The organism is Erwinia sp. MMLR14_017 (assembly GCF_033657285.1).
GTDB lineage: Bacteria > Pseudomonadota > Gammaproteobacteria > Enterobacterales > Enterobacteriaceae > Erwinia.
In genome coordinates this window covers 349,263-371,342 of sequence record NZ_JAWVWP010000005.1, presented here as the reverse complement: position 1 = coordinate 371,342, position 22,080 = coordinate 349,263, and the positions used below count along the sequence as shown (strand labels likewise).

General features: G+C 51.9%; 19 protein-coding genes and 2 pseudogenes. 12 read left to right on the top strand and 9 right to left on the bottom strand.

The features are described 5' to 3' along the window. Nucleotides 1-75 precede the first annotated feature (75 nt). Complete coding sequence (locus SD961_RS11400) at nucleotides 76-798, top strand: glutamine amidotransferase (RefSeq protein ID WP_318790477.1); 723 nt, start codon at nucleotides 76-78, stop codon at nucleotides 796-798. A gap of 310 nt (nucleotides 799-1,108) precedes the next feature. Beyond that, on the top strand, nucleotides 1,109-2,629 hold the full coding sequence (locus tag SD961_RS11395; RefSeq protein WP_318790476.1) for an aldehyde dehydrogenase family protein: 1,521 nt from the start codon (nucleotides 1,109-1,111) through the stop codon (nucleotides 2,627-2,629). Between the two features lie 73 nt (nucleotides 2,630-2,702). On the opposite strand, the gene SD961_RS11390 is transcribed toward SD961_RS11395, so the two are convergent. Continuing rightward, a complete protein-coding gene (locus SD961_RS11390; protein ID WP_318790475.1) occupies nucleotides 2,703-4,880 on the bottom strand; it encodes a putative bifunctional diguanylate cyclase/phosphodiesterase in 2,178 nt (725 codons plus the stop codon). A gap of 880 nt (nucleotides 4,881-5,760) precedes the next feature. Between SD961_RS11390 and SD961_RS11385 the strand changes: the two genes are divergently transcribed. Together SD961_RS11385 and SD961_RS11380 are read left to right on the top strand one after the other, a co-directional pair. Further along, on the top strand, nucleotides 5,761-6,738 hold the full coding sequence (locus SD961_RS11385) for a glycosyltransferase family 2 protein (RefSeq protein WP_318790474.1): 978 nt from the start codon (nucleotides 5,761-5,763) through the stop codon (nucleotides 6,736-6,738). Between the two features lie 15 nt (nucleotides 6,739-6,753). Next, nucleotides 6,754-8,061 carry a flippase gene (locus SD961_RS11380; RefSeq protein WP_318790473.1) on the top strand — a complete coding sequence of 436 codons (1,308 nt, stop codon included), beginning with the start codon at nucleotides 6,754-6,756 and terminating at the stop codon, nucleotides 8,059-8,061. Nucleotides 8,062-8,076: 15 nt separating this feature from the next. On the opposite strand, the gene SD961_RS11375 is transcribed toward SD961_RS11380, so the two are convergent. Together SD961_RS11375 and SD961_RS11370 are read right to left on the bottom strand one after the other, a co-directional pair. Continuing rightward, entirely contained in the window at nucleotides 8,077-9,426 is a 1,350-nt protein-coding gene (locus tag SD961_RS11375) for a cation:proton antiporter (RefSeq protein WP_318790472.1), read from the bottom strand. A 135-nt stretch (nucleotides 9,427-9,561) separates the two neighbouring features. Then, entirely contained in the window at nucleotides 9,562-10,128 is a 567-nt protein-coding gene (locus tag SD961_RS11370; protein WP_318790471.1) for an NADPH-dependent FMN reductase, read from the bottom strand. Nucleotides 10,129-10,163: 35 nt separating this feature from the next. Between SD961_RS11370 and SD961_RS11365 the strand changes: the two genes are divergently transcribed. Together SD961_RS11365 and hemB are read left to right on the top strand one after the other, a co-directional pair. After that, nucleotides 10,164-10,319 (top strand): hypothetical protein, encoded by a 156-nt coding sequence (locus SD961_RS11365; RefSeq protein ID WP_318790470.1) that lies wholly within the window; start codon nucleotides 10,164-10,166, stop codon nucleotides 10,317-10,319. A gap of 69 nt (nucleotides 10,320-10,388) precedes the next feature. Continuing rightward, on the top strand, nucleotides 10,389-11,366 hold the full coding sequence (gene hemB / locus SD961_RS11360; protein ID WP_318790469.1) for a porphobilinogen synthase: 978 nt from the start codon (nucleotides 10,389-10,391) through the stop codon (nucleotides 11,364-11,366). Nucleotides 11,367-11,839: 473 nt separating this feature from the next. Here the strand turns inward: hemB and SD961_RS11355 are convergent, their stop codons facing one another. The 3 genes and pseudogenes from SD961_RS11355 to SD961_RS11345 all read right to left on the bottom strand — a co-directional run bounded on the left by SD961_RS11355 (nucleotide 11,840) and on the right by SD961_RS11345 (nucleotide 14,266). Beyond that, complete coding sequence (locus SD961_RS11355; RefSeq protein ID WP_318790468.1) at nucleotides 11,840-12,832, bottom strand: lytic transglycosylase domain-containing protein; 993 nt, start codon at nucleotides 12,830-12,832, stop codon at nucleotides 11,840-11,842. Nucleotides 12,833-13,173: 341 nt separating this feature from the next. After that, nucleotides 13,174-13,338: pseudogene (locus tag SD961_RS11350) on the bottom strand (phage integrase family protein); the annotation flags it as partial. A 52-nt stretch (nucleotides 13,339-13,390) separates the two neighbouring features. Beyond that, nucleotides 13,391-14,266 (bottom strand): LysR family transcriptional regulator, encoded by an 876-nt coding sequence (locus tag SD961_RS11345; RefSeq protein ID WP_318790467.1) that lies wholly within the window; start codon nucleotides 14,264-14,266, stop codon nucleotides 13,391-13,393. Between the two features lie 99 nt (nucleotides 14,267-14,365). On the opposite strand from SD961_RS11345, the gene SD961_RS11340 reads away from it, so the two are divergent. From SD961_RS11340 to SD961_RS11325, 4 genes and pseudogenes are all read left to right on the top strand, one after another. Beyond that, nucleotides 14,366-15,340 (top strand): nitrilase family protein, encoded by a 975-nt coding sequence (locus SD961_RS11340; protein WP_318790466.1) that lies wholly within the window; start codon nucleotides 14,366-14,368, stop codon nucleotides 15,338-15,340. A gap of 292 nt (nucleotides 15,341-15,632) precedes the next feature. Then, entirely contained in the window at nucleotides 15,633-16,148 is a 516-nt protein-coding gene (locus tag SD961_RS11335; RefSeq protein WP_318790465.1) for a DUF2778 domain-containing protein, read from the top strand. Nucleotides 16,149-16,399: 251 nt separating this feature from the next. Beyond that, complete coding sequence (locus SD961_RS11330; protein ID WP_318790464.1) at nucleotides 16,400-16,891, top strand: Hcp family type VI secretion system effector; 492 nt, start codon at nucleotides 16,400-16,402, stop codon at nucleotides 16,889-16,891. Between the two features lie 149 nt (nucleotides 16,892-17,040). After that, nucleotides 17,041-17,182, top strand: a pseudogene (locus SD961_RS11325) (IS4 family transposase); the annotation flags it as partial. A gap of 41 nt (nucleotides 17,183-17,223) precedes the next feature. Here the strand turns inward: SD961_RS11325 and SD961_RS11320 are convergent. Both SD961_RS11320 and SD961_RS11315 read right to left on the bottom strand, forming a co-directional pair. Beyond that, nucleotides 17,224-17,532 carry an EthD family reductase gene (locus SD961_RS11320; protein WP_318790463.1) on the bottom strand — a complete coding sequence of 103 codons (309 nt, stop codon included), beginning with the start codon at nucleotides 17,530-17,532 and terminating at the stop codon, nucleotides 17,224-17,226. A 51-nt stretch (nucleotides 17,533-17,583) separates the two neighbouring features. Further along, nucleotides 17,584-18,495 carry a LysR family transcriptional regulator gene (locus SD961_RS11315; protein ID WP_318790462.1) on the bottom strand — a complete coding sequence of 304 codons (912 nt, stop codon included), beginning with the start codon at nucleotides 18,493-18,495 and terminating at the stop codon, nucleotides 17,584-17,586. A gap of 93 nt (nucleotides 18,496-18,588) precedes the next feature. Here SD961_RS11315 and SD961_RS11310 point away from each other — a divergent pair, with 93 nt between their 5' ends. Further along, nucleotides 18,589-19,026 (top strand): ester cyclase, encoded by a 438-nt coding sequence (locus SD961_RS11310; RefSeq protein WP_318790461.1) that lies wholly within the window; start codon nucleotides 18,589-18,591, stop codon nucleotides 19,024-19,026. Nucleotides 19,027-19,346: 320 nt separating this feature from the next. Then, a complete protein-coding gene (locus SD961_RS11305; RefSeq protein ID WP_318790460.1) occupies nucleotides 19,347-20,480 on the top strand; it encodes a glutathione-independent formaldehyde dehydrogenase in 1,134 nt (377 codons plus the stop codon). Between the two features lie 139 nt (nucleotides 20,481-20,619). Here the strand turns inward: SD961_RS11305 and SD961_RS11300 are convergent, their stop codons facing one another. Beyond that, nucleotides 20,620-22,065 carry an amidase gene (locus SD961_RS11300; protein ID WP_318790459.1) on the bottom strand — a complete coding sequence of 482 codons (1,446 nt, stop codon included), beginning with the start codon at nucleotides 22,063-22,065 and terminating at the stop codon, nucleotides 20,620-20,622. Between the last annotated feature and the right edge of the window lie 15 nt (nucleotides 22,066-22,080).

The window sequence follows — 22,080 nt, the reverse complement described above, 5'->3', positions numbered from 1 at the left end:
AGCGTGCCATCATAGCGCTTCGGAGCCTCTGCTCGTCGGCAGGGAGCGTTGAAATTGATAAGGATGGCCCCCGCTATGCGTTCTTCTCTTCCTCTGGCTATTATCCAGCTTGAAACCCCACCTGAAGCCGTCAGCAATATCGTAGGCGAACAGCAGCACTGGTTTATCGCCGCGCTGGGCCTGAAGCCTGATGAATACAGCGTTGTGCGCCCCGATCTGGGCGAAGCGCTGCCGGAACCCGGTACAGTTTCTGCTGCCATTCTCAGCGGCTCCTGGGCAATGGTCACCGACCATGCTGAATGGAGCGAAAGGACGGCCGCCTGGATCCGCAGCGCCGTGGAACAGGCGCTGCCGCTGCTGGGCGTTTGTTATGGACATCAACTGATGGCTTATGCGCTGGGCGGCGTGGTGGATGATAATCCGCGAGGCTGGGAGCGGGGACTGCAACAGCTTGAGATGAACGAAGATGCGCAGCACGATCCTTTATTAAACGCGCTGCCGGTGCATTTTTCCGCATGGCTGTCGCATCGCCAGTCGGTTATTCAGCCCCCACCGGGCGCACAGGTGCTGGCTGCCTCGGCGCTGGATGAGTGCCAGATTATCCGATATACGCCGCAGGCGCTCTCCGTGCAGTTTCATCCTGAATTTACCGGCCAGATCATGACCGCCTGCCTGCAAAACAGCCAGGGCAGCGAGGCGCTAAGCAGCCTGATGGCACATCAGCAGGAACCCGGCACGCCGCTGCAACTGTTGCAGGATTTCTGGCAGCAGCATCGTCAGCTCAGCAAACTCGCCTGAATTTCATCCCGTTGAGTGCTGCCCACCAGGTTAATAGCGGGCTGGCACTCTTTGCTCTCTACGTACTCCCCAGTCACAGCTGTGAATAACGCGCGGCTTCACTTCTTTCCTTTTAACGCAGAGCATGACTGCCTGGCTGATTTGCAGTGGGCAGGAAGTTCACTGACAACCCGACCTGCTGTTTTCCTGACGTCCCGGTCACAGTTTCCCGGCTGGCAATCTGACATGCTCGCATTATTGCAATAATGTTAATCACGAGTTATTTCATTGTTAAGTTCGCCAGGGCGCGCTTATCCAGAGGAGAACCATAATGCGCTATGCCTATCCGGGTACGAAAGAGTCTTTAATTACGCTGAAAGCACAGTACGGCAACTTCATTAACGGTGAGTTTGTTCCGCCGGTGAAGGGGGCCTATTTTTCTGACACCTCACCCGTTAATGGATCGGTTATTGGTGAGTTTCCTCGCTCCGATAGAGAGGATGTGGAAAATGCGCTGGACGCGGCTCATGCCGCAGCTGAAGCCTGGGGGAAAACTTCGGTTCAGGTTCGTTCGTTAACATTGCTGAAAATTGCCGACCGGCTGGAAGAGAATCTTGAGTTTATTGCGGTTAACGAAACCTGGGATAACGGCAAGCCGGTACGTGAAACGCTGGCGGCTGACCTGCCGCTGGCGGTGGATCATTTCCGTTACTTTGCTGGTTGTCTGCGCGCGCAGGAGGGCACGGCAGCGGAGATTGATGAATTCACCGCAGCCTATCATTTCCACGAACCGCTGGGCGTGGTCGCGCAAATTATCCCCTGGAATTTCCCGCTGTTGATGGCAGCCTGGAAGCTGGCTCCGGCGCTGGCTGCCGGTAACTGCGTGATTCTGAAACCGGCCGAGCAGACGCCGCTTTCCATTACGCTCTTTGTTGAACTGATTGCCGATCTGCTGCCCAAAGGGGTATTAAACGTCATCCACGGCTATGGTCGTGAAGCGGGTGAGGCGCTGGCCGGCAACCCGCGCATTGCCAAAGTCGCCTTTACCGGATCAACCGCAACGGGTACCCATATCCTGGAGCTGGCGGCGAAAAACCTGATCCCCTCTACGGTAGAGCTGGGCGGTAAATCCCCTAATATTTTCTTCGAAGATATTATGCAGGCGGAACCCTCATTCATTGAGAAAGCGGCAGAGGGTGTGGTGCTGGGCTTTCTGAACCAGGGCGAGGTTTGTACTTGTCCTTCCCGTGCGCTGGTGCAGGAGTCGATCTATGAACCCTTTATGGAAGCGGTATTAAAACGGGTGAAGACTATTAAGCGGGGCGATCCGATGGATACCGAGACGATGGTCGGCGCGCAGGCTTCACAGCAGCAGTTCGATAAGATCCTCTCTTATCTGGAAATTGCCCGCCAGGAAGGAGCAGAAGTGCTAACGGGTGGCGGTATTGAGAAGCTGGAAGGTGAACTCTCTACCGGTTACTACATTCAGCCTACGCTGCTGAAAGGTAACAACAGTATGCGCGTGTTTCAGGAAGAGATCTTCGGACCGGTAATAGGTATCACCACCTTTAAGGATGAGGCAGAAGCGATTGCCATCGCTAATGACTCGATTTATGGCCTGGGGGCAGGCGTCTGGACGCGGGATATCAATCGCGCTTATCGCGTGGGCAGGGCGCTTAAAGCCGGACGCGTCTGGACTAACTGTTATCATCTCTATCCGGCGCATGCGGCGTTTGGCGGTTACAAAAAATCGGGTATTGGCCGTGAAACGCATAAAATGATGCTGGATCACTATCAGCAAACTAAAAACCTGCTGGTGAGCTACAGCGTGCAGCCGCTGGGCTTCTTCTGATCGTAAATCTAATGAAAAAGGGCCGCTGCGCGGCCCTTTTGGTTCACTCGTTAAATTGCACTGCTTTCCTCCTTCAGCCAGCCTTGCGCTGCGCCAGCAAATCAACGATATGCTCTTCAGCCACGGCCTGAGAAAACAGATAGCCCTGTAGCTGATTACAACCCGCTTCAGCCAGCGCGGCCATCTGTATCTGGGTTTCCACCCCTTCTGCGGTGACAGTAAGTCCCATTGCCTGACCCAGCTTCACTACGGACTCGATAATCGCCATAGAGTTCTCCGTCACGCCCAGCGACTGGGTGAAAGACCGATCGATTTTGATTTTATCTACGGAGAAATGGCTCAGGTAATTCAGGCTAGAATAGCCGGTGCCGAAATCATCCAGCGCAATACGGAACCCCGCCTCGCGCAGCTTGCTCATCGTTTCCTGTGCGCCTTTTTCATCTTCAATCAGCACGCCCTCGGTAATCTCCAGCTCAATACGGGTGGGAAGGGTTTTTTCCTGTTTTACAATTGCCTTGAAGCGTTCCACAAAACCTGCGGCACGGAACTGCAGGGGCGAGACATTAACGGCGATGGTTAACTCTGGCCACGCCAGCGAAACCCGACAGGCTTCCCGCAGTACCCATTCACCAATCTGAATAATCAGCCCCATCTCTTCCGCCAGCGGGATAAACTCGCTGGGGGAGATCGGCCCATGAACCGGATGATTCCAGCGCATCAGAGCTTCAAGCCCCACCACTTTTTGACCAGAAATATCCATCAGCGGCTGATACCAGACGGCCAAATCTCTCTTAGACTGCAAGGCAAGACGCAGGTCGGCGGCAATTTGCTGGCGCGTTTTTACCGACTCATCCATTGCCCGCTCAAAGAGGCGGTAGATACCCCGGCCCTGACTTTTGGCTTCATAGAGCGCGATGTCAGCTTTACGCATCATTTCTGAACGATCGACGGCGTCTTCCGGCGCGACAGCCACCCCGATACTGACCCCAATCCAGGTATCGCTGCCCAGCAGCGTAAAGGGACGGGTCAGAGCTTCTATAATCAGTTCACACATGCGCTGAATTTCTCGCGGATCGTTAACGCTATTCAGAATGACCACAAATTCATCGCCGCCCAGCCGACCTACCGTATCCTGCTCGCTCACCAGCTCACTGACCCGACGGCCAACTTCAATAATCAAATCATCACCGGCATGGTGGCCATAGGTGTCATTAATCAGCTTGAAGCGATCCAGATCGAGCAGCAGTAGCGCGACCTGATCTCCGCTGCGCATCAGTCTTCCCAGGCTTTGCGTCAGCCGCTCATCAACCATGGCGCGGTTGGGCAGGCCGGTCAGCACATCGTGGAAGGCAAGATGCTGCGCCTGAGCTTCGCTGGCGCTGAGCTGTAGTAAAGTTTGCGAAAGCCTGAGTGACGAGAGCCAGAGGCGGCGGAGCATTACCACGCAAATCAGGGTAATGATTAACACCACGATCAGCACCACCGGGCCAATGACTGCCAGCATTCGGGTGCCCGGCGTGTTGGGCCGCCAGGAGAGATGGCCCAGCGGCTGTCCGCTCTGTGTGGTCAATAAATAGTTAGCGCCGTTCTGCACTGGATTGCCATCGGTGTAACGTAAGTCATGCAGCAGACTGCGTTGGGAGAGCGCAGTCAGGTAATCGTTATCCAGATACTTCACGCTCACCAGAGTAAAGGTTCCCCTCTGGCTGCTGTTATCATCAATACTCCCCATTGCCAGTGCGGCTGGCCGGTTATCAATGAGCGTAAAGTCGACGACTTCCCGGTGACCCTTCCGATCAGAAGAGGGGACTTTGAGTTTATCCATTAACTGTGCAATTGGCTGCTGCAGGTGGGCAAACTGCGCTTCCGGCACGTTGGTGCCATTTTCCCAGCGGTAAACAGGCTGGTTGTTGCCGTCCAGGATGTAAACCAGCTGATGCCCAAACATGGCTGAAAGCCAGGAGCCGACATTCTGGTTAAGCCATGCCGTATCCTGCGGGTTTGTTACCAGCCAGCGGGCGAGAGGTTGCCACAGCGCCAGACTTCTTTGCTGCTTAACCATCTCTTCAAGGCTTTGAGACAGTGAAGTTTTTATTATCTGTTGCTGTTGTGCAGCAGCGTTGGCATTACTTTGCGCCGTTGCCCACCAAAGGGTAAAGCTGGCTGCCGCAAAGGTGAATACCAGCACCAACACCAAAGGAACCAGCACTTCACGGACAAAATGGAGGCGAAAACTCTCTTTTATTTTCATCTTTTTTATCAACCCGATCTGTGCAATAGCGAAGCCCTGACCCACCTTTCAGGCTAGCATAAATCTCACCACTCTCCGTTTCTCGCGTTCAGGATCGTGCTCCAGCACGGAATTTCAGTAGAAAATTTCTAAAGCACTTCTGAAGCGATAAAATTCACTTCACCTTTGAGTCAGCAGGCGCAAGAAAAGTATGACAAAAAATTCTTCAGCAATAGCGATGTGTTCCAGGTAAAGAGCAGGGAAAATGATTCACGCCATCAAACTGTTTTGTGTGGAAAATTGAAAGGATAAGTAGTTTTACCATCAGATTTATCCTGTTTTCTAGGGCATTACCGCGCCAGACTCTTCTCAGGATCGCCTGGCGAAGCAGTGCAACAGCAGGAAAAATCTGTAACGATTTTTGCGAATAATTTTACTGCACAAGGAAAGGTGGATGATTCAGCAGCAGAGGAGGCGCTGTAAAATAAGCCTTTTTATGCTCTCATTTAACTGCGGCAGAGATCTGGTTAAGATTATTCTTAGTAGGTGTAAATAGTCTGACATCTTTTCCGGCTCAGCTTCTTCTTAGAATGGTGCTGTGTTGACGTATGGTTGAAGTTATAATTATTGTATAAAAAAGTCTTTCAAAAAATAAATTAAGCTTACTTGAGTATGATAAGTTCTGTTTTAAATAACTTCCTCGCCGAATGGGTAATCATTAATATTTTATTATGGTCGGGTTAATTTGAGTTTAAAACGTAACTAATGAAACAAATAAACATGTTTGTGATTGTCGCCTGGTATTATTCTTAATAAGTATCTTCTCAATAAAACCCCATTGATTTTCTGTCATGTTTGTTGTTAATTAAAAAGCATTCTGTTCCAGTAAGAGAAAACACGCATGTCAGCCAAGTTATTGTCTGTGATTATTCCTGCCTATAACGTAGGTAATTATATTATTGAATGTGTAGATTCATTACTCTGTCAAATTCCTGCGCCCAATGAACTCATTATTATCAATGATGGTTCAACGGATAATACGCTGGCACTGATCGAGCAAAAATATGGTGAAATGGAGAATGTGAAAATCGTCACTATTGCCAACGGCGGATTGGGCAATGCCCGTGATGTCGGCATCCAGATGGCGCAGGGGGACTTTATTTTCTGCTGTGACCCGGACGATGTGGTCTGTGACGGCCTGTACCGGGAACTGAGCGAAACCGTCAGTCGTCATCCGGAAATTGAGCTGTTTTGCTTTAATTCGCTTATGTTTGAAGATGACGATTCTGGCCGCACCTATGGCAAAGTGGAGCACCGTGAATTCGGCTTAATGCATCCTCAGGCTGTCTTTAGTTCATTATTGCGTTCCGGTGCCTATACCTCAGCTACATGGAATTACGTCCTGAAAAAAGATGTCATTAATTCATTTAATTTAAAATATGTTAAGCGGCTGCATGAGGACCACTGTTTTACGCTGGAAGCATTTCTGCGTGCGCGGAGTGCCTTTGTCAGCCAGAATCTTTACTATAAGCAACGTATTCGTAGCGGCTCATTAACCAATAGCGTTAAAAGCGACAGTTTTTTCCGTCAGCGTTATGACGCATTTATCTGCTCTTACGAAAAATTAATTGCCGTCGTGGAAGATAAAAAAACGCAGGCGGAATTGCGCCGGCTCTATCTGATCCATTCCTTTAAGCTGATGATTAATCTGGCCCTGGCGGATAACCGACGCGTGCCTGATTACATTATGCAATCTATTCATTATCTCGGGAAAAGTCTGAAACCAGGCTCAACGGCTAACTGGCTACTGTTAAGGAAGCCGGAATTATACTCTAATCTGATCAAAGTCAGGCAGAATCTGCGCGGTATGACATCATGATAAGGTTAATGGTTGATGGCTAAGGTATTTGATAAAAGTTTAGTAATTAATATTTTTTCCCTGTTGGGGCTGCGTGGCGCTTCGTTTATTTTTCCACTGGTTACCTTACCCTATCTGGCTCGCGTGCTTGGCGTGGAGCACATGGGGGTACTGGCTTTAGGCCTGGCCTGCGTTATGTATTGCAGCACTATCTCTGACTGGGGCTTTAACGTCTACACCACGAAAGATATTGCCATGCATCGCGAGGACAAGCAGAAGGTGACCCAGCTCTTCTGGTCCACCTTTAATGCCAAGCTGATTATGGGGACCAGCACGCTGGCCCTTCTGCTGCTGGCAACCTGGTTTAACCCGCACTGGCATAATCTGTTCTATATCGTGCTGGCTAACTCCACGGTGCTCTATGGACAACTGCTCTCTTTTGGCTGGCTGATGCAGGGATTTGAGAAGCTGGGTAAAACCGCGCTTATCTCTACGGTGGGTCAGTTCTGTTCCATTCCGCTGACCTTCCTGCTGGTGAAGACGCCGGATGATACCTGGCTGGCCGCGCTGATCCCCGGCGTGACCGCAACCATTACCGCTATTATCACGCTCTATTTCGTGGTCACCATGCGCGTCATCGGTTTTTACCGCTTCGAACCGGCAGAGATCTTCCAGCGCATCAAAGACAGCCTGCATGTTTTCCTGGCGATTGCCGGTGCCAACCTGTTCAATAACATCAACGTGTTGATCCTGGCCAGCATGACCAGCAACTATATGGTGGGTTTGTACAACGGAGCTGACCGCCTGAAAAAAGCGGCAAACACGCTACCAGAACAGATCGGCAACGCCTTTTTCCCACGGGTGAGCTATCTGTTCCATAAGGATCCGCACGCGGTGATCCATGCAACGCGAAAGAGCATTACCTTCTCCTTCGCTATCAGCGTGTTTATCGTGGTATTTACGTTTTTCTTTGCGGATCTGATTGTGCGGCTGCTGCTCGGCCCTGATTTCCACGAGTCGGCAAATGTGTTGCGGGTAGCGGTATGTGGCTTTATTTTCGGTAACGTCAGTTATCCAGCGGGGCTGCAAATCCTTATTCCACACGGGCTGGCAAAGCAGCGTATGCATGTCATGTTTATTGTTGGCCTGATCAACATCCCTGTCTGCTGTCTGATGGCGTGGAAGTTTGGAGCTATCGGTGCGGCCAGTTCGCTGGTGTTTTCAGAGTTCCTGGTCTTCCTGGGTATTCTGCGCATTATGATCAAGCACGGTATTCTTAACAGCTATCTGCTGCGGGAAAGCCCAAAAGGCTTTGAGGCACCGCGCAACGAAAATGCAGGTTGACGCGGCGCTCGTGCTTTAGCTTTTATCAGCCTGCCTGGCGGCGAGTTTCTTCTGCCGCCAGTTCAGCAGGGGCGTAACGGAGATACCGTGTATCACTACGCTGGCGACAACCAGCGTCAGGGCCATATTAGCCATTCTGGTCATTTCATCCCCGGCCACGCCGTGGGTATAGGCCCAGGCAATGTAGTTGATACTGCCTATCCCCCTGATACCTAACCAGCCGATAATGAGCCGCTGTCCCCGTGGCGCTTTCATCCCTGTAGTGGCTATCCAGACCGAAACGGGACGGATCACTATAAACAGCAGGGCGGCCATTATCAGTCCCTGAGGGTCCCAGTGCTGCGCCAGGGTGATCCCCAGCACAATAATGATCCCCGCCGCGAATAATCGTTCTACCGTGTCGCCAAAGGAGAGGGCATCGCCCACTACCAGCCCGACGGCGTTGGCGGGATTGGTTTCACCCACTTCATGGCGGACATGGGGATTCACCAGTACTTCTGCGGGAGGACGATTTTCACTGTCGTTAAAGCAGTCCGCTGGCTGGCGGTTAATAACCCGCATTTCTGCACGACGCAGCCCTACACCGGCGGCAAAGGCCGCCAGAAAACCGGAAGCGTCCAGCGCCTGTGCGGCGGTATAGCTCAGCGCGATCAGCGCCAGCGCCAGAAAATCATTTGGCGCCACATCCTGATGCGTATGGCGCAGGTGAGTGATGTACTGACCGACAAATCGTCCTAACAGGAAGCCGATGCCCAGGCCGCCGATAATGGCCCAGACCACATCCACCAACGCCCACTCGCCTAACATCTCCGATGAAACGCCACCCTGGGTCGTCAGCAGCATCACGGCCAGCATCAGCAGCGGAAGCGCGGTGCCGTCATTCATGCCTGCCTCGCTGGAGAGCGAGACCCGCAGGTTGTCATCATCACGCGCATCGTTGACTGAAATCAGACTGGCAAGCACCGGGTCCGTTGGCGCAACTATGGCACCAAACGCCAGCGAGAACATCCAGGAAAGCCCGGTAAAATAGTGTGCGGCCAGGGTAACGCCCGCTACGGTCAGCAGCATCCCCGGAAACGCCAGCCGTAACCCTAACCGCCAGCCCTGACTTCTGAGTGGAATGCGCAGCTTCAGCCCGGTGATAAACAGCGAGGCGGCCATAGCAATTTCAGTAAGATGTCTGGTTAGGTCAGCGTGTGCAGCGATATCGACGTGCAGGAGATCCAGCACCCACGGGCCGCAGGCAATGCCCGCTGCCAGATAGATAGCAAAGGTGGTCACCGGCCCACGTTTTATCCATCCCGACGCCAGCGACATTATTAATAACAAGCCGCCAGTAACGGCGGTCCAACCCAGAAATCCCATTGTTGCTCCCCGGTAAGTATTCAACCTTACAGTATGGACGCTAATAGCGAGACGGGGGAGATAGCTTACTGAAACGGCCTGTTTTAGCCATAAAGTGAGCCGCTGGCGGTTAGCAAAGGCAGCCAGCGGCAAAGATTAGCGGTTTTTGCGGGCGCGTGCGGCCAGTGCTTCCAACTGGGCTGCAACGTGGCGTCGGGTATCTTCATCCGTCAGAAGAGCCGCTTCAGCATCGATCCGTGAGGTAGCCTGACCAATCATGATTTCTGGTTTGTTCAGCGTATCGGCATTGAGAAACACCAGGGTTTGACGCAGGTGATACTGCGCACGCGCACCGCCAATCATGCCTGGTGAAGCGGTCTGAATCGCCACCGGCTTACCGGCAAAAGGATTTTCCGGCAGGCGGGAAAGCCAGTCGATGGCGTTTTTCAACGCGCCCGGGATGGAGTAGTTATATTCCGGCGTAACGATGATCACGCCATCGGCGGCGGCAATTGCTCTGCCCATGGCCACGACCGCGGCAGGAAAGCCTTCTGCCTGAAGATCAGCATCATAATGAGGCAGCTCGCCAACCGAGCCGAGCGGAGCAATCGTCACGCCTGCTGGCGCGAGTTGCGGCAACGTGGCGGCGACCGCCGCATTCAGTGAGGCTTTGCGCAGGCTGCCAAGCAGCGTAACAAACGTTAAGGATGAGGCTTCAGGCATATCTTTCCCTTAATTATCCATAAAATGAGTGGAGGATGAACAGCAAACACCGGGGCCAGTATCACCCTGAGAGTCAGCCGCTGTCCAACTTCTCTCTGCGGCTTTATGCCTGCCGCAAAGGAATAAACATTCTGTGCCGTAATCAGCCAGAACAGGGCGCAAAGATTGTCAGCGTGCGCCTGGAGGTATAATGTTAACGCACTTATTTTCCTCACTGGCAGCCGTTCCAGCCGGTGTTTCTCCGTTAAACCGAGGTTGTTTTGTCCAGTTACTCACCCAGCCAACGCCCAAGACGTCTGCGTCAGACCCCATCCCTTCGCACGCTTTTTCAGGAAACTGCCCTGAGTATCAACGATCTGGCGCTGCCGATTTTCGTTGAAGAAGGGCTTGATGATTACAAAGCTATCCAGGCGATGCCGGGGGTGATGCGTATTCCTGAAAAGCGTCTGGCCTATGAGATTGAGCGCATTGCAAAAGCGGGTATCCGCTCGGTGATGACCTTTGGCATCTCGCATCATACCGATGCAGACGGCAGCGACGCCTGGCAGGAAAATGGACTGGTTTCACGGATGTCGCGCATCTGTAAAGAGACGGTACCAGAGATGATCGTTATGTCTGACACCTGCTTCTGTGAATATACCACCCACGGTCACTGCGGCGTGCTGCACGACCACGGCGTGGACAATGACGCCACGCTGATAAATCTTGGCAAGCAGGCGGTGGCGGCGGCTCATGCAGGCGCAGACTTCATTGCCCCTTCTGCGGCAATGGATGGTCAGGTTGCGGCAATCCGTCATGCGCTGGACGCGGCCGGATTCACCGACACGGCGATCATGTCCTACTCGACTAAATTCGCTTCCTCTTTTTACGGCCCGTTCCGCGAAGCGGCGGGAACCTCACTGAAGGGTGACCGTAAAACCTACCAGATGAACCCGATGAACCGCCGCGAAGCGCTGCGCGAATCGTTAATCGATCAGGCTGAAGGGGCTGATGCGCTGATGGTTAAACCGGCTGGCGCCTATCTGGATATTATCCGCGACGTGCGTGACAACACTACTCTGCCGCTGGCGGCTTATCAGGTGAGCGGTGAGTATGCGATGATCAAATTCGCGGCACAGGCTGGTGCCATCAGCGAACGTGAAGTGGTACTGGAGAGTTTGGGCGCGATTAAACGCGCTGGTGCCGATCTGATCTTCAGCTATTTCGCCCTGGATCTTGCGGAGCAGAAACTGCTGTAGTCAGGCGTTTCAACAAAAAAATTGGCCGCTGAGCCTGATGCCGGGGGGATTAAGGATCGCCTGAACGATCCGGCAGTAGGTGAAAAAGGGGGGCCATGTTCATTCTTCCTCTGAAGATAACGGAAACGTAAATAAGGCCGTGAATGACCACTCACGGCCTTTAACACTTTGCCGGTCAGATGATTAATTATGGTTAAAACCCTTCTACAAGAGCCTGCTTACCTACTGGAATGTGCCTGATAGTGACGATCAGCAATCAGTGTATAGCGAATACCCCCAGCGAGTGAAACCGGGCGATCAAACTCCAGCATAAAACAGTCCTCACAGCTCTTTGCAAACCAATATCCCTCGCTGGATGTTTTGCAGAGAGCAGCCCAACAGGCGCTGTGCCGAGCTGCGAAATAAGGATCAATGTCACAATGACATGTTCAGCATTTTTGTGTCTGGATGCTGAAATAAAGTCCTGCAGCGCGTCAGGCTGGTAAAGAACCCACACCGGTTTTCATGATGCTGGCAAAGTTCTGCACTTTATCAACGTAGGTTGAGTCGCCGGTACCGTACTTAGAAATATCGCTCAGATCGTTGGTATTGACGTTGAGCGGTCCGGAGTTATAGCCACGCAATGCAGCGCCTTCATTGTCGCCAAACTGCGCTTTCATATCCTTCATGTACATCGCGCCAGCCATGATGTTATCCGCGGGGTTGCTCAGGTCAGCATTACCCAGCTCATCGGGGTATTTCTGCTGCAACTCTTTGAATGTACTTTCGTTCACCTGCATCAGACCGGCATCAGTACCACCATTGCCGCCATTAATGGTGCTGGCACCAGAAACGCCGCGTGACTCCTGATATACCTGCGCAGCCAGGGTTGCCGCGTCAATGCCGCTGGCTTTCGAGGCTTTGGCCAGCGCACCGTCCAGTGTCATCATGCTTTCTGGCAGATGCAGACCGGTGCTTTGACCGGTTGACACGCCGGTGCTTTGGCCGGTTGACATACCGGTGCTTTGGCCGGTTGACACGCCAGTGCTTTGGCTGGTTGACACACCGGTGCTGCTGGCGTCAGTACCGGTTGTAGCCGCTATGGTGCCGGTCGCCGGAGGGCTGTCGGTTGAGGCTGCTGGCGTTGCTGTTGCTGCATCATTCATGCTGGCAGGCTGGCCGTTGTCCTGGCTGTCATCGGCACCGCTTTGTTGGCCTTTCATCATCTGCTGCATAATTTGGATCAACATCGACAAGATTATCTGCGTCATCTGCATCAACTGCGTCATCTGCTCGCCGTCGCTATTCTTAGTATCGTTGTTGGTCAGGTCGTCCATGCTGGTGCCCGCTGGGCCACTAAAATTTATGCTGCCGCCACCCTGGGTTGAGCCGGAATTCTGAGACTTACCTGAAAGTGTTTCTGAATCAAAACCGGAAAATTGTTGTGGGAGCAGTTGCGACAGTCCACCTGAAGAGATTGAACTCATAGTTTTTCCTTAGAAGTAGTAGAGCGTGAAGGGCATTAAACCGGAACGGGTCGTAATTGTGTGGCTGAGGAAACGGGAAGGTTCCTCTCTGGTAACGGCAGAGGGGAAAATAAGTAGCAAGCGGTACCGGGTTCATACAACAAAAAAAAATCAGTGAGTTATCTTTAATAAAGAGATGAAGACAGAAGCTGATTATTCCTCAATGGAGCCGGTGAAATAGCCTGAAAAAATTACAGCGTCCTTACAGACTGGCTGTCAGGAAACGGGTTCCAGAGAGCAACAGACGGAAATGATTGTCATGCATTTACGGATGATTCACAGATTAGCAATCCCGACTGGTTCGGCACGGAAAACGTCACGCCATCAGCAGCGGCAGTATTCACCGCCTCATTCACCCAGGTATGTACCGTCCGGTCAGCCACCGTCCACAGCCGGGCCTGTTCCGTCCGGCCTTTTTCCTGGTTACGTCGCTTGATGGGAATTCTGTGCGTGGCGATCATCATCTCCCCTGGTCAGCGCCAGCGCCTCGTGAACATGTCCGGACATTGCTTATATTGATTACCCGTTTTCGACCGTCATGCCTTTTCTTATACTGGCAATAAAATTGTCACGGATCACATCCTCCTTGCTTGCGTTCCAGGCGATGCCAACCTTCCAGCTTAATGACTTACCCGTTAACGGAATAATAAGCAGTTCTGGCGGCGCAATATGCATAACACTGTACGGCACAAGGGCAACACCTGTACCCGAGATCACCAGTGCGATAATAGTTTGTATATCATCAGTCAACTGAGTGGAGGATATGAAAAGAGCGTTGTCATGCAAAAAGCGGTCGATTTGCGCATTTAATCCACGTCCTCGTCCAGCATGAAGTCGCAACAGAGGGCGTTTCTTTAGCCAGTCAGCAGCAAGCAATGACGGTGAGGTTGCGGGTGCAATCAGAACCAGCCTATCGGTAAACAATGGCAGGTAATCAAGCGCTACGGGTGGAGGAACTCTGACAAAGCCGACCTGAAGCTCATCATTTTGCAAAAGCTCGTACTGCTGGAAAGAGGGAAGATCCGTCAATGACATCTCGATTCCCGGGTAGTCCCGACGAAATTCAGCAATACAGCGTGGGGCCAGATAAAAGCTTGAGAGACCGAACCCAACGGCTATATGCCCCTCAATCCCTTTTGATACCCGCTCTGCATGATGCAAAAATAACTCAGTTTGCCTGAGCGCTTTTTCAGCCTCTGGCAATAAACTTCTGCCTCCGGACGTCAGTATTGCTCCGTGACGACCACGCGTAAAAAGCGACATTTTCACCATGGATTCAAGGAGATTAATCTGTTTGGTCAGTGCTGGTTGCGAAATAAATAACGCCCGTGCCGCGTCGGCATAATTTCCTTTTTCAGCCAGTATTAAAAAGGCCTTAAGCAAACGGATGTTCAATTTACATTCCAAAAGGTTATCGAAACTGGAAATGATTTGATTATACAGTTATCGGTAATCGTTATGTAATCCAGTTTCGATTACAACTGGAGAAGCACCATGCGCGAACTTACACCCCTAAAGGCTGCAACCGTACAGTTTCAGCATCAGGCAAATAACAAAAAATACAATTTGCTGATAATGGAGAAATTTATTGAACAGGCGGCTATTGAGCAGGTAAAAATTCTCACTTTCCCTGAAATGAGTATCACCGGCTATTGGCATGTACCCAAGCTCACCGCAGCGGAGGTATCGGCTTTGGCAGAGCCAGTTGCGAGCAGTCCTTCCCTTATATTAATTCGCACTCTGGCGATAAAACATCAGATGCTTATTGGTGCCGGACTGATTGAAATCGCCGACGATGGCCGCCTCTATAATGCGTATGTTGCCTGTATGCCGGACGGCTCAATGCAGACGCATCGTAAACTTCATGCATTTGAGCATCCGGCAATCAGTAGCGGTGACAGGTTTACCGTTTTTGATACGCCGTGGGGAGTGAAAGTAGGCGTCTTAATTTGCTGGGACAATAATCTGGTGGAGAACGTGCGGGCTACGGCGTTGCTGGGCGCAGATATCCTGCTCGCGCCGCATCAAACCGGCGGTACGGATTCCCGCAGCCCTCATGCGATGAAACCGATTCCGCTGGCGCTCTGGGCGGAGCGGGAAACGAGAAAAGAAGAAATTACTGCTGCATTCATGGGAACAAGCGGAAGAGAATGGCTGATGCGATGGCTGCCTGCGCGTGCGCATGACAACGGACTGTTTCTTCTCTTCAGTAACGGTGTAGGCGCAGATGATGATGAAGTGCGCACTGGTAATGCCATGATCCTTGATCCTTATGGCAGAGTTATTAATGAAACTTCAGCCGCTGAGGATGTCATGGTGTGTGCTGAACTGGATTTAACCCTGCTTGCAATGAGCACCGGACGGCGCTGGATCCATGGTCGCCGTCCTGATTTATACCAGATTCTGACACAACCGCAGGGCTATGAACGTGATGCTATTAGCGCACGATTTTCCGATGAGATACCTTAAAAGTTAACCCAGTCGGGATGAGCAGGGAGTTGCAGCAGGCTGCGGCATTTCTTTGCGGGAACTGGTGAAGTAAACAGGGTCTGCATCTGGCCATCATTCTGAGGGGCGTAAAGCAGGAGAGCAAATCGTTGCATCTCAATTATTTTGCTCTTAGCTGCCCCTTAATTTTGCACCGCGCATCCTCAAGAGATATGAACCAGTTCCCGTTCATGCACTCCTGTACGGTTGGGCTTCAAACCCCTGTGACATTAGGTTACGATAAACAAATACCAATATTAACTGTAGGGATACTATGGCTTTACATGGAAGGTTAATTTTAAACGGTGCTGATTACTCCCCTCTCACCTTTGATGGGATAGGTGTATTCATGGCTTTTTCTGGTAATGGTGCTTACAGGAACAAGGGCGCTTGCGGGATCATTACAGATAATGGAGCTTTACCTGTTGGAAAATACTATATAGTGGACAGGCCGACAGGAAGTACAGCTAACCAGCTCAGGGCATGGGGTATAGATAAATTTAAATCTACTTTCAAATACCATGTTGATCACTCTGAGTGGTTCGCTCTGTTCCGTGCTGATGGGAAGATAGACGATGCAACCTTTTACAAGGGTGTTGCGAGGGGTGGTTTCAGACTTCATCCGGGGCAAGTTTCAGATGGGTGCATAACTCTTTCAAACCAGTCAGACTACAACAGATTGAAGGATGCACTGTTAAGAACCAAAAAAGAGAAAGTACCGGGAGCGGCTTTAGAGTCTTACGGCACAATTGAGGTGATTGATAGTGGTTATCCGAAAACTTGTCCGTAGCCTGTTAAAACTGGTTTGGTTCATTGCCCTGTTTTGTCTCGTGTCATGGGTTGATGTTCATTACTTTTCTGTGCATCCCATGATCAGCAATGACACTGCTATAAGAATCGCACACTGGTTAAATTCAAATCCCACCCCCGAAGATATTTATTATTCTTATGATTATATTTTGATTGGGTTTAACTTAATCTCTTCATTTATTCTGTACATCGTAATAGTAAAATTAATCAAAAAAGCAAGGAGCAAATAAAATGCCAATCCCCCCGTACTTGTGGCTTAAAGATGATGGTGGCGCAGACATTAAAGGGTCTGTAGATGTTCAGGATCGTGAGGGGTCTATTGAAATTTTGGGCATGAGTCATGGTATCAACATACCTGTGGATAATCACAATGGTAAAATAGTTGGAACCTGTCAGCATTCGCCCTTCAATTTTGAAAAGGAAGTTGATTCCTCAAGCCCATACCTTTACAAAGCTGCCTCTACAGGTCAAACCCTTAAAAGCGCGGAGGTGCGTTTCTACCACATCAACGATGCAGGGCAAGAGGTAGCCTATTACTCTGTACTTATGGAAAACGTGAAAGTTACAGGCGTGAATTGTGGCGTTCCTAACTGCAAGATTGCGGCCAATGACAAAATGAATCATATGGAATCTGTTTCTATGCAGTATGAAAAAATAACCTGGAAGATTCTTGACGGTAATATTCAATATACTGATGCATGGGCTGAACGAAATACAGCCTGAGCAGAAAGCCGTCCATAGAGGCGACCTTAATTCGGCTGTGTCCCTTAATCGCCTTCACTATTTAACAGGTTCATAAAAAGGAGTCTCGTCATCACTATCAACAGCGCAATAATAATGCACGTGCATTACCAATGCCATTGCATTTACCGGACGCTATTCCCGGTCACCTGAAGCGCTTTTACAGCAATGCCGCGATACTGAAGTTCCCCGGATGGAGCAGGCAGAAAGCAGAGAAGTAAGAAACAAGAGACAACATATCCCTTTAAAAACAATGCGGATCACCTTAAGTGACCCGCATCAGGCAAAACCTGGTTTTATGGCTGATAAGGGGCTTAAACCACCACTTCAGCAATCCATTTTACCGACTTAATATTGGTAAAATTGTCCACGTCTCCAACAATCTCATCAATATGACCAGCCATGCCTTTCTCCAGATCTTCCGTGGAGCGGCAGACCAGATAGCAGGCAGCAACGTAGGGAGCCGGGGAACCATCCGGGCTGTTAAGGATTTTATCAATGCTGTAAGAGAGCAGATAGTCACCCATTCTGGCTTTGATTAGCGGTAAATGAACGTCACGATAGTAATCATGATCAAAGTGGCCATTTTCAGTAGCGGGATAGAGCACGCAGTATTTAATCAAACCTTCACCTCATTACGTTGTCCGGATGCGTTTTTTGCACCATTCCCTCTATTATAGCGAGGATGCCAGCGATGCGATTAGCGCTCTGAGCCACTGCTGCGCGGCAGAGCCGTCATTACGGCGGTGCCAGATCAGATAGAACGGAATAACTGGCAGCGGCAGCGGAGGAGGAAAGAAGAGTAACCGATCGGCCAACGCCGCATTGCGTGCCACGCGTTTCATCACCGTGGTACTCATCTCCGTGGCGGCCACGACGGCAGGCGCCGTGAACATTTGCGGCAGCGTCAGCGCGCAGGTACGGCTTAATCCCTGCTGCGCCAGCGCGGCATCAACCACGCCGTAGCCATCGCCCTCCGGGGAAACCAGGACATGCTTCAGCTTCAGGAAGGTGGGCAGATCCAGCACCTGACCGGCTGCGGGATGATCGCGTCTTAATAGGGTGACAAACTCATCCTGAAAAAGCAGACGGGAGAGGATCCGGCTATCCTGCTGCGTGGGCGGAATGCCAATCGCCACATCAATTTTACCTGCATCCAGCAGCTCTACCGCGCTGTCACGATGGCTGAAAGCGACGACTTTAAGCATTGCACCGGGTGCCTGTTCCTGTAAGGCATGACTCAGTTGCGGCAACAACACCACAGCAGCATAGTCAGAAAGGCCCAGCCGAAAGGTCTGGCTGACCCTGGCCGGCTCGAAAGTGGGTTTGGCAATCAGCGCCGCTTCCAGCTGCCTGAGCACCCCCGCTATCGGTATCGCCAGCTCTCTTGCTCTGGCGGTAGGGAGCAGCCCCTCAGCGCTACGCTGAAAAAGAGGATCGGCAAACAGCGTTCTGAGTCGTCCCAGTGCCGCACTCATTGCCGGCTGGCTGACGTCAACGCGACTGGCGGCGCGGGTCACGTTGCGCTCTTCACTCAGGGCATTAAATGCCACCAGCAGATTCAGATCGATGCCGTGAAAATCCATAAATCGTATATTTATCTATATCGGTTATTTGTTGGATTGATGATAGGCCGCGCTTTATCCTCAGGCAATCTTTTACTCATCAGGAGCAACACCATGAACCCAACCGCCCAGCTCTCAGCAGAACGCATTGCTGTTGAAACGCTTTATCGCGCCTTTAATGAAAAGAACCCCGATTTGCTGGATGAAGTCGTTACCCCGGCGTGGCAGGATATTCCGCTGGCGCCAGGGCAGGGACCCGGACCAGAAGGATTAAAACCCATTATCCTTGGCCTGATTGCAGCCTTTCCCGATGTGCATATTCAGATCCATGATCTGATCCAGACGCCGGGAAGCATTGCCGTACGCGCTGAAATTACCGGCACGCACCTTGGCTTGCTTATGGGGATACCTGCCACCGGCAAACAGGTGAGCTTTGCTATCCATGAGTTTCACCATCTTACCGCAGGGCGGATCACCTCTACCTGGCACCTTGAAGAGTGGTTTGGTCTGTTCCGTCAGCTGGGTCAATTCCCTGACATTAACGTTTCGTAACAGAGAAAATTCTTTTTATTGCGGATAATGCCGCTGATTATCACCAGCCTCTCTTCTCTCTGCTTTGTTTTACTCTGTCAGCGAAGGGATGCGCCGCCAGCACTGGCCTTACGGAGAGATCGCTTCCGGAATGTCAGCCATAACCTTCAACTTTTATTTATATAGCCGGGGGGAGTATCCGGACGCACAGGCTCCCGTCACGGCCTCTTTTACCGCAGAGCGCCCGTCTCTTTGGAGCAGCAGGCTAGACTTAAGATGAACACAAGCAGGGAAAGAACCTTCACTCCCCTGAATTTCAATCATCCTGCTGAGGAGAAATAATGAAAGCACTGATTTATAACGGACCTCGTGACGTTGTGGTAAAAAACGTTCCCGATGCCAAAATTGTTCGTCCGACTGACGTTCTTGTTCGCATCACCACTACCAACATCTGCGGTTCGGATCTGCATATGTATGAGGGGCGCACCAGCTTTGAGCAGGGCAGGATCCTGGGCCATGAAAATATGGGGCAGGTGATTGAAGTCGGTAATGGTGTTGAGAGAGTCAAGGTGGGCGACTATGTCTGCCTGCCTTTCAACATTGGCTGTGGTTTCTGTGAAAACTGCGAAAAGGGGCTTACCGGCTACTGCCTGACCACTAATCCTGGCACCGCAGGTGCAGCTTACGGCTTCGCCGAGATGGGGCCGTGGGAAGGGGGCCAGGCGGAGTTACTGCGCGTGCCTTTTGCTGACTTCAACTGTCTTGTACTGCCGCCGGATGCTGTAGAGAAGGAAGAGGACTATGTCATGCTTTCTGATATCTTCCCTACCGGCTGGCACGCTACAGAGCTGGCGGGACTGCGGCCTGGTGAAAGCGTGGCTATTTACGGCGCAGGGCCAGTAGGGCTGATGGCCGCTCACTCGGCGATCATCAAGGGCGCTTCGCAGGTGTTTGTGGTGGATACCCATCCGGATCGTCTGGCGCTGGCTGAAAAGCTGGGTGCGACAGCGATCAAAGGCGTAGGCGACGAGGCCGTACAGCAGATCCTGGATCAGACCGATGGGCGCGGAACCGACTGCGGGTGTGAGTGCGTGGGTTATCAGTGCTGCAACAAGCACGGGCATGAAGATAATTCCGCTACCATGAACAGCCTTGTGGCCTCGACAAAGGCAACGGGCGGGATTGGTGCCGTCGGCGTATTCATTCCTCAGGACCCAGGGGCTGCCACCGAAATGGCCAAAGAGGGTAAAATGCCGTTTGATTTCGGCAGTTTCTGGTTTAAAGGGCAGTCCATCCGCACCGGTCAGGCGAATGTTAAGGCTTATAACCGTCAGCTTTCACGTCTTATCCATCAGGGCAAGGCGAACCCCGGGCAGATTATCTCCCACCGTCTGAGCCTGGAAGAGGCGCCTGAAGGCTATCGTCATTTTGATGACCGCGACGAGGGCTGGACCAAAGTTATTCTTAAACCCTAGCCTGTCATGCCCGTTCCGGCTGGTTGCTGGCGGAACGGGCTTATTTATCTGTCACGCGGTGAAACTGAAGGTTTTAATACGATAGTTTCACCGCGATTCTGGCAAATGTATTTCATTCAGCCTTTACGGACTATCCCCCTTAAAGCGTCATCTCTTCTCCTGCCCAGACGGGTGGTTTGCGTTTCTGCCACGCAAAGGCCTGCTCCAGCTCTCCTGCTAATCTGAACAGCAAAGATTCTCCCCCAAAACCGGCAAAAAACTGTATGCCGATGGGTAAGTTTTGCCTTAAACAGAAACCTGTGGGCACCGACATAGCTGGCGTGCCGCAGACGTTAGCCAGCGCCGTGAAGGGCGAGCTATCAAAGACATGACGCATCCACTCGCGTCCATCCATGCAACCCTGGCGCTGATTATAGCTGCCGAGCCGGGAAGGCAAATCAGCCAGAGTGGGGGTCATCAGCAGATCGTATTTCCCATAAAACGCAGCCATCTTCTGGGTAATGATATTACGCCTGTGCATTGCGCCCATGATATCCATTGCGGTCAGTTGATGGCCCAGTTGCCATAACGCCAGATTAGAAGGTTCAAGCGTTTCTTCATTCACTTGTCGATCGCTGCCTGCAGCCAGCGCATCAATCCAGGCTGCGGTATTGGCTGCCCAGAAACAGCTGTTCATCTCTACAAAAGCATCCCAGCTCATCCCTGTATCAGGCACCACCTCCTCAACATGATGCCCCTGCGATAAAAGATGCCGTACGGTCTCCTCCAGGCTTGCCACGATCGCTGGTGAAGTGCGCTTTCCATTCAGGGGGTGCGTCAGTACGCCAATTTTCAACTGCCCCGGGCTTTCTGTCACGCAAGAGGAGTAACGTTGGCGGGGCGCTGAAATATGGAAGGGATCGCCGGCAACGTTTCCCTGAACTGCATCCAGTAATGCAGCGTTATCACGGACGGTACGGGTAACGAAACCGTGCACGGCAAGGCCTGACCAGACTTCATCCACATCCGGCCCCATACTGATGCGCCCACGGCTGGGTTTCAGGCCGAAAAGACCGGTAGCGGAAGCCGGAACGCGAATGGAGCCTCCTCCATCCGTGGCATGCGCCGCCGGAACCATGCCGGAGGCTACAGCAGCAGCAGAGCCACCGCTTGACCCACCGGCGCTGAACGCCGTGTTCCACGGATTACGCGTGACGCCACCGAAAAGCGGTTCGGTTGTTGTACTCGCTGCCAGCTCCGGGGTGGCGGTGCGGCCCAGGGTCACCAGACCCGCCTGGTTCAGACGGATCATTAAATTTGAGTCGTGAGAGGAGAGGTTGCCTGCGGCCAGCCGACTGCCCAGTTCGTTTTTGCGCCCTTTAACCGTGATGCCCAAATCTTTGACCAGCATCGGAACGCCGCGAAATTCCCCTTGCGCGCTGTCCGGTGCGTCTGGCCAGCACTCCACAACAGCATTGAGTTGCGGGTTAACAGTACCGATTGCGCTCAGTGCGGCGCTTTTTACCTCATCACAACTTACTTCACCTTTAGCGATAAGCTTTGCAAGGCCAACAGCGTCACAGGCGGTATATTCAGAAATTTTCATACGGCTCCGGGTTAT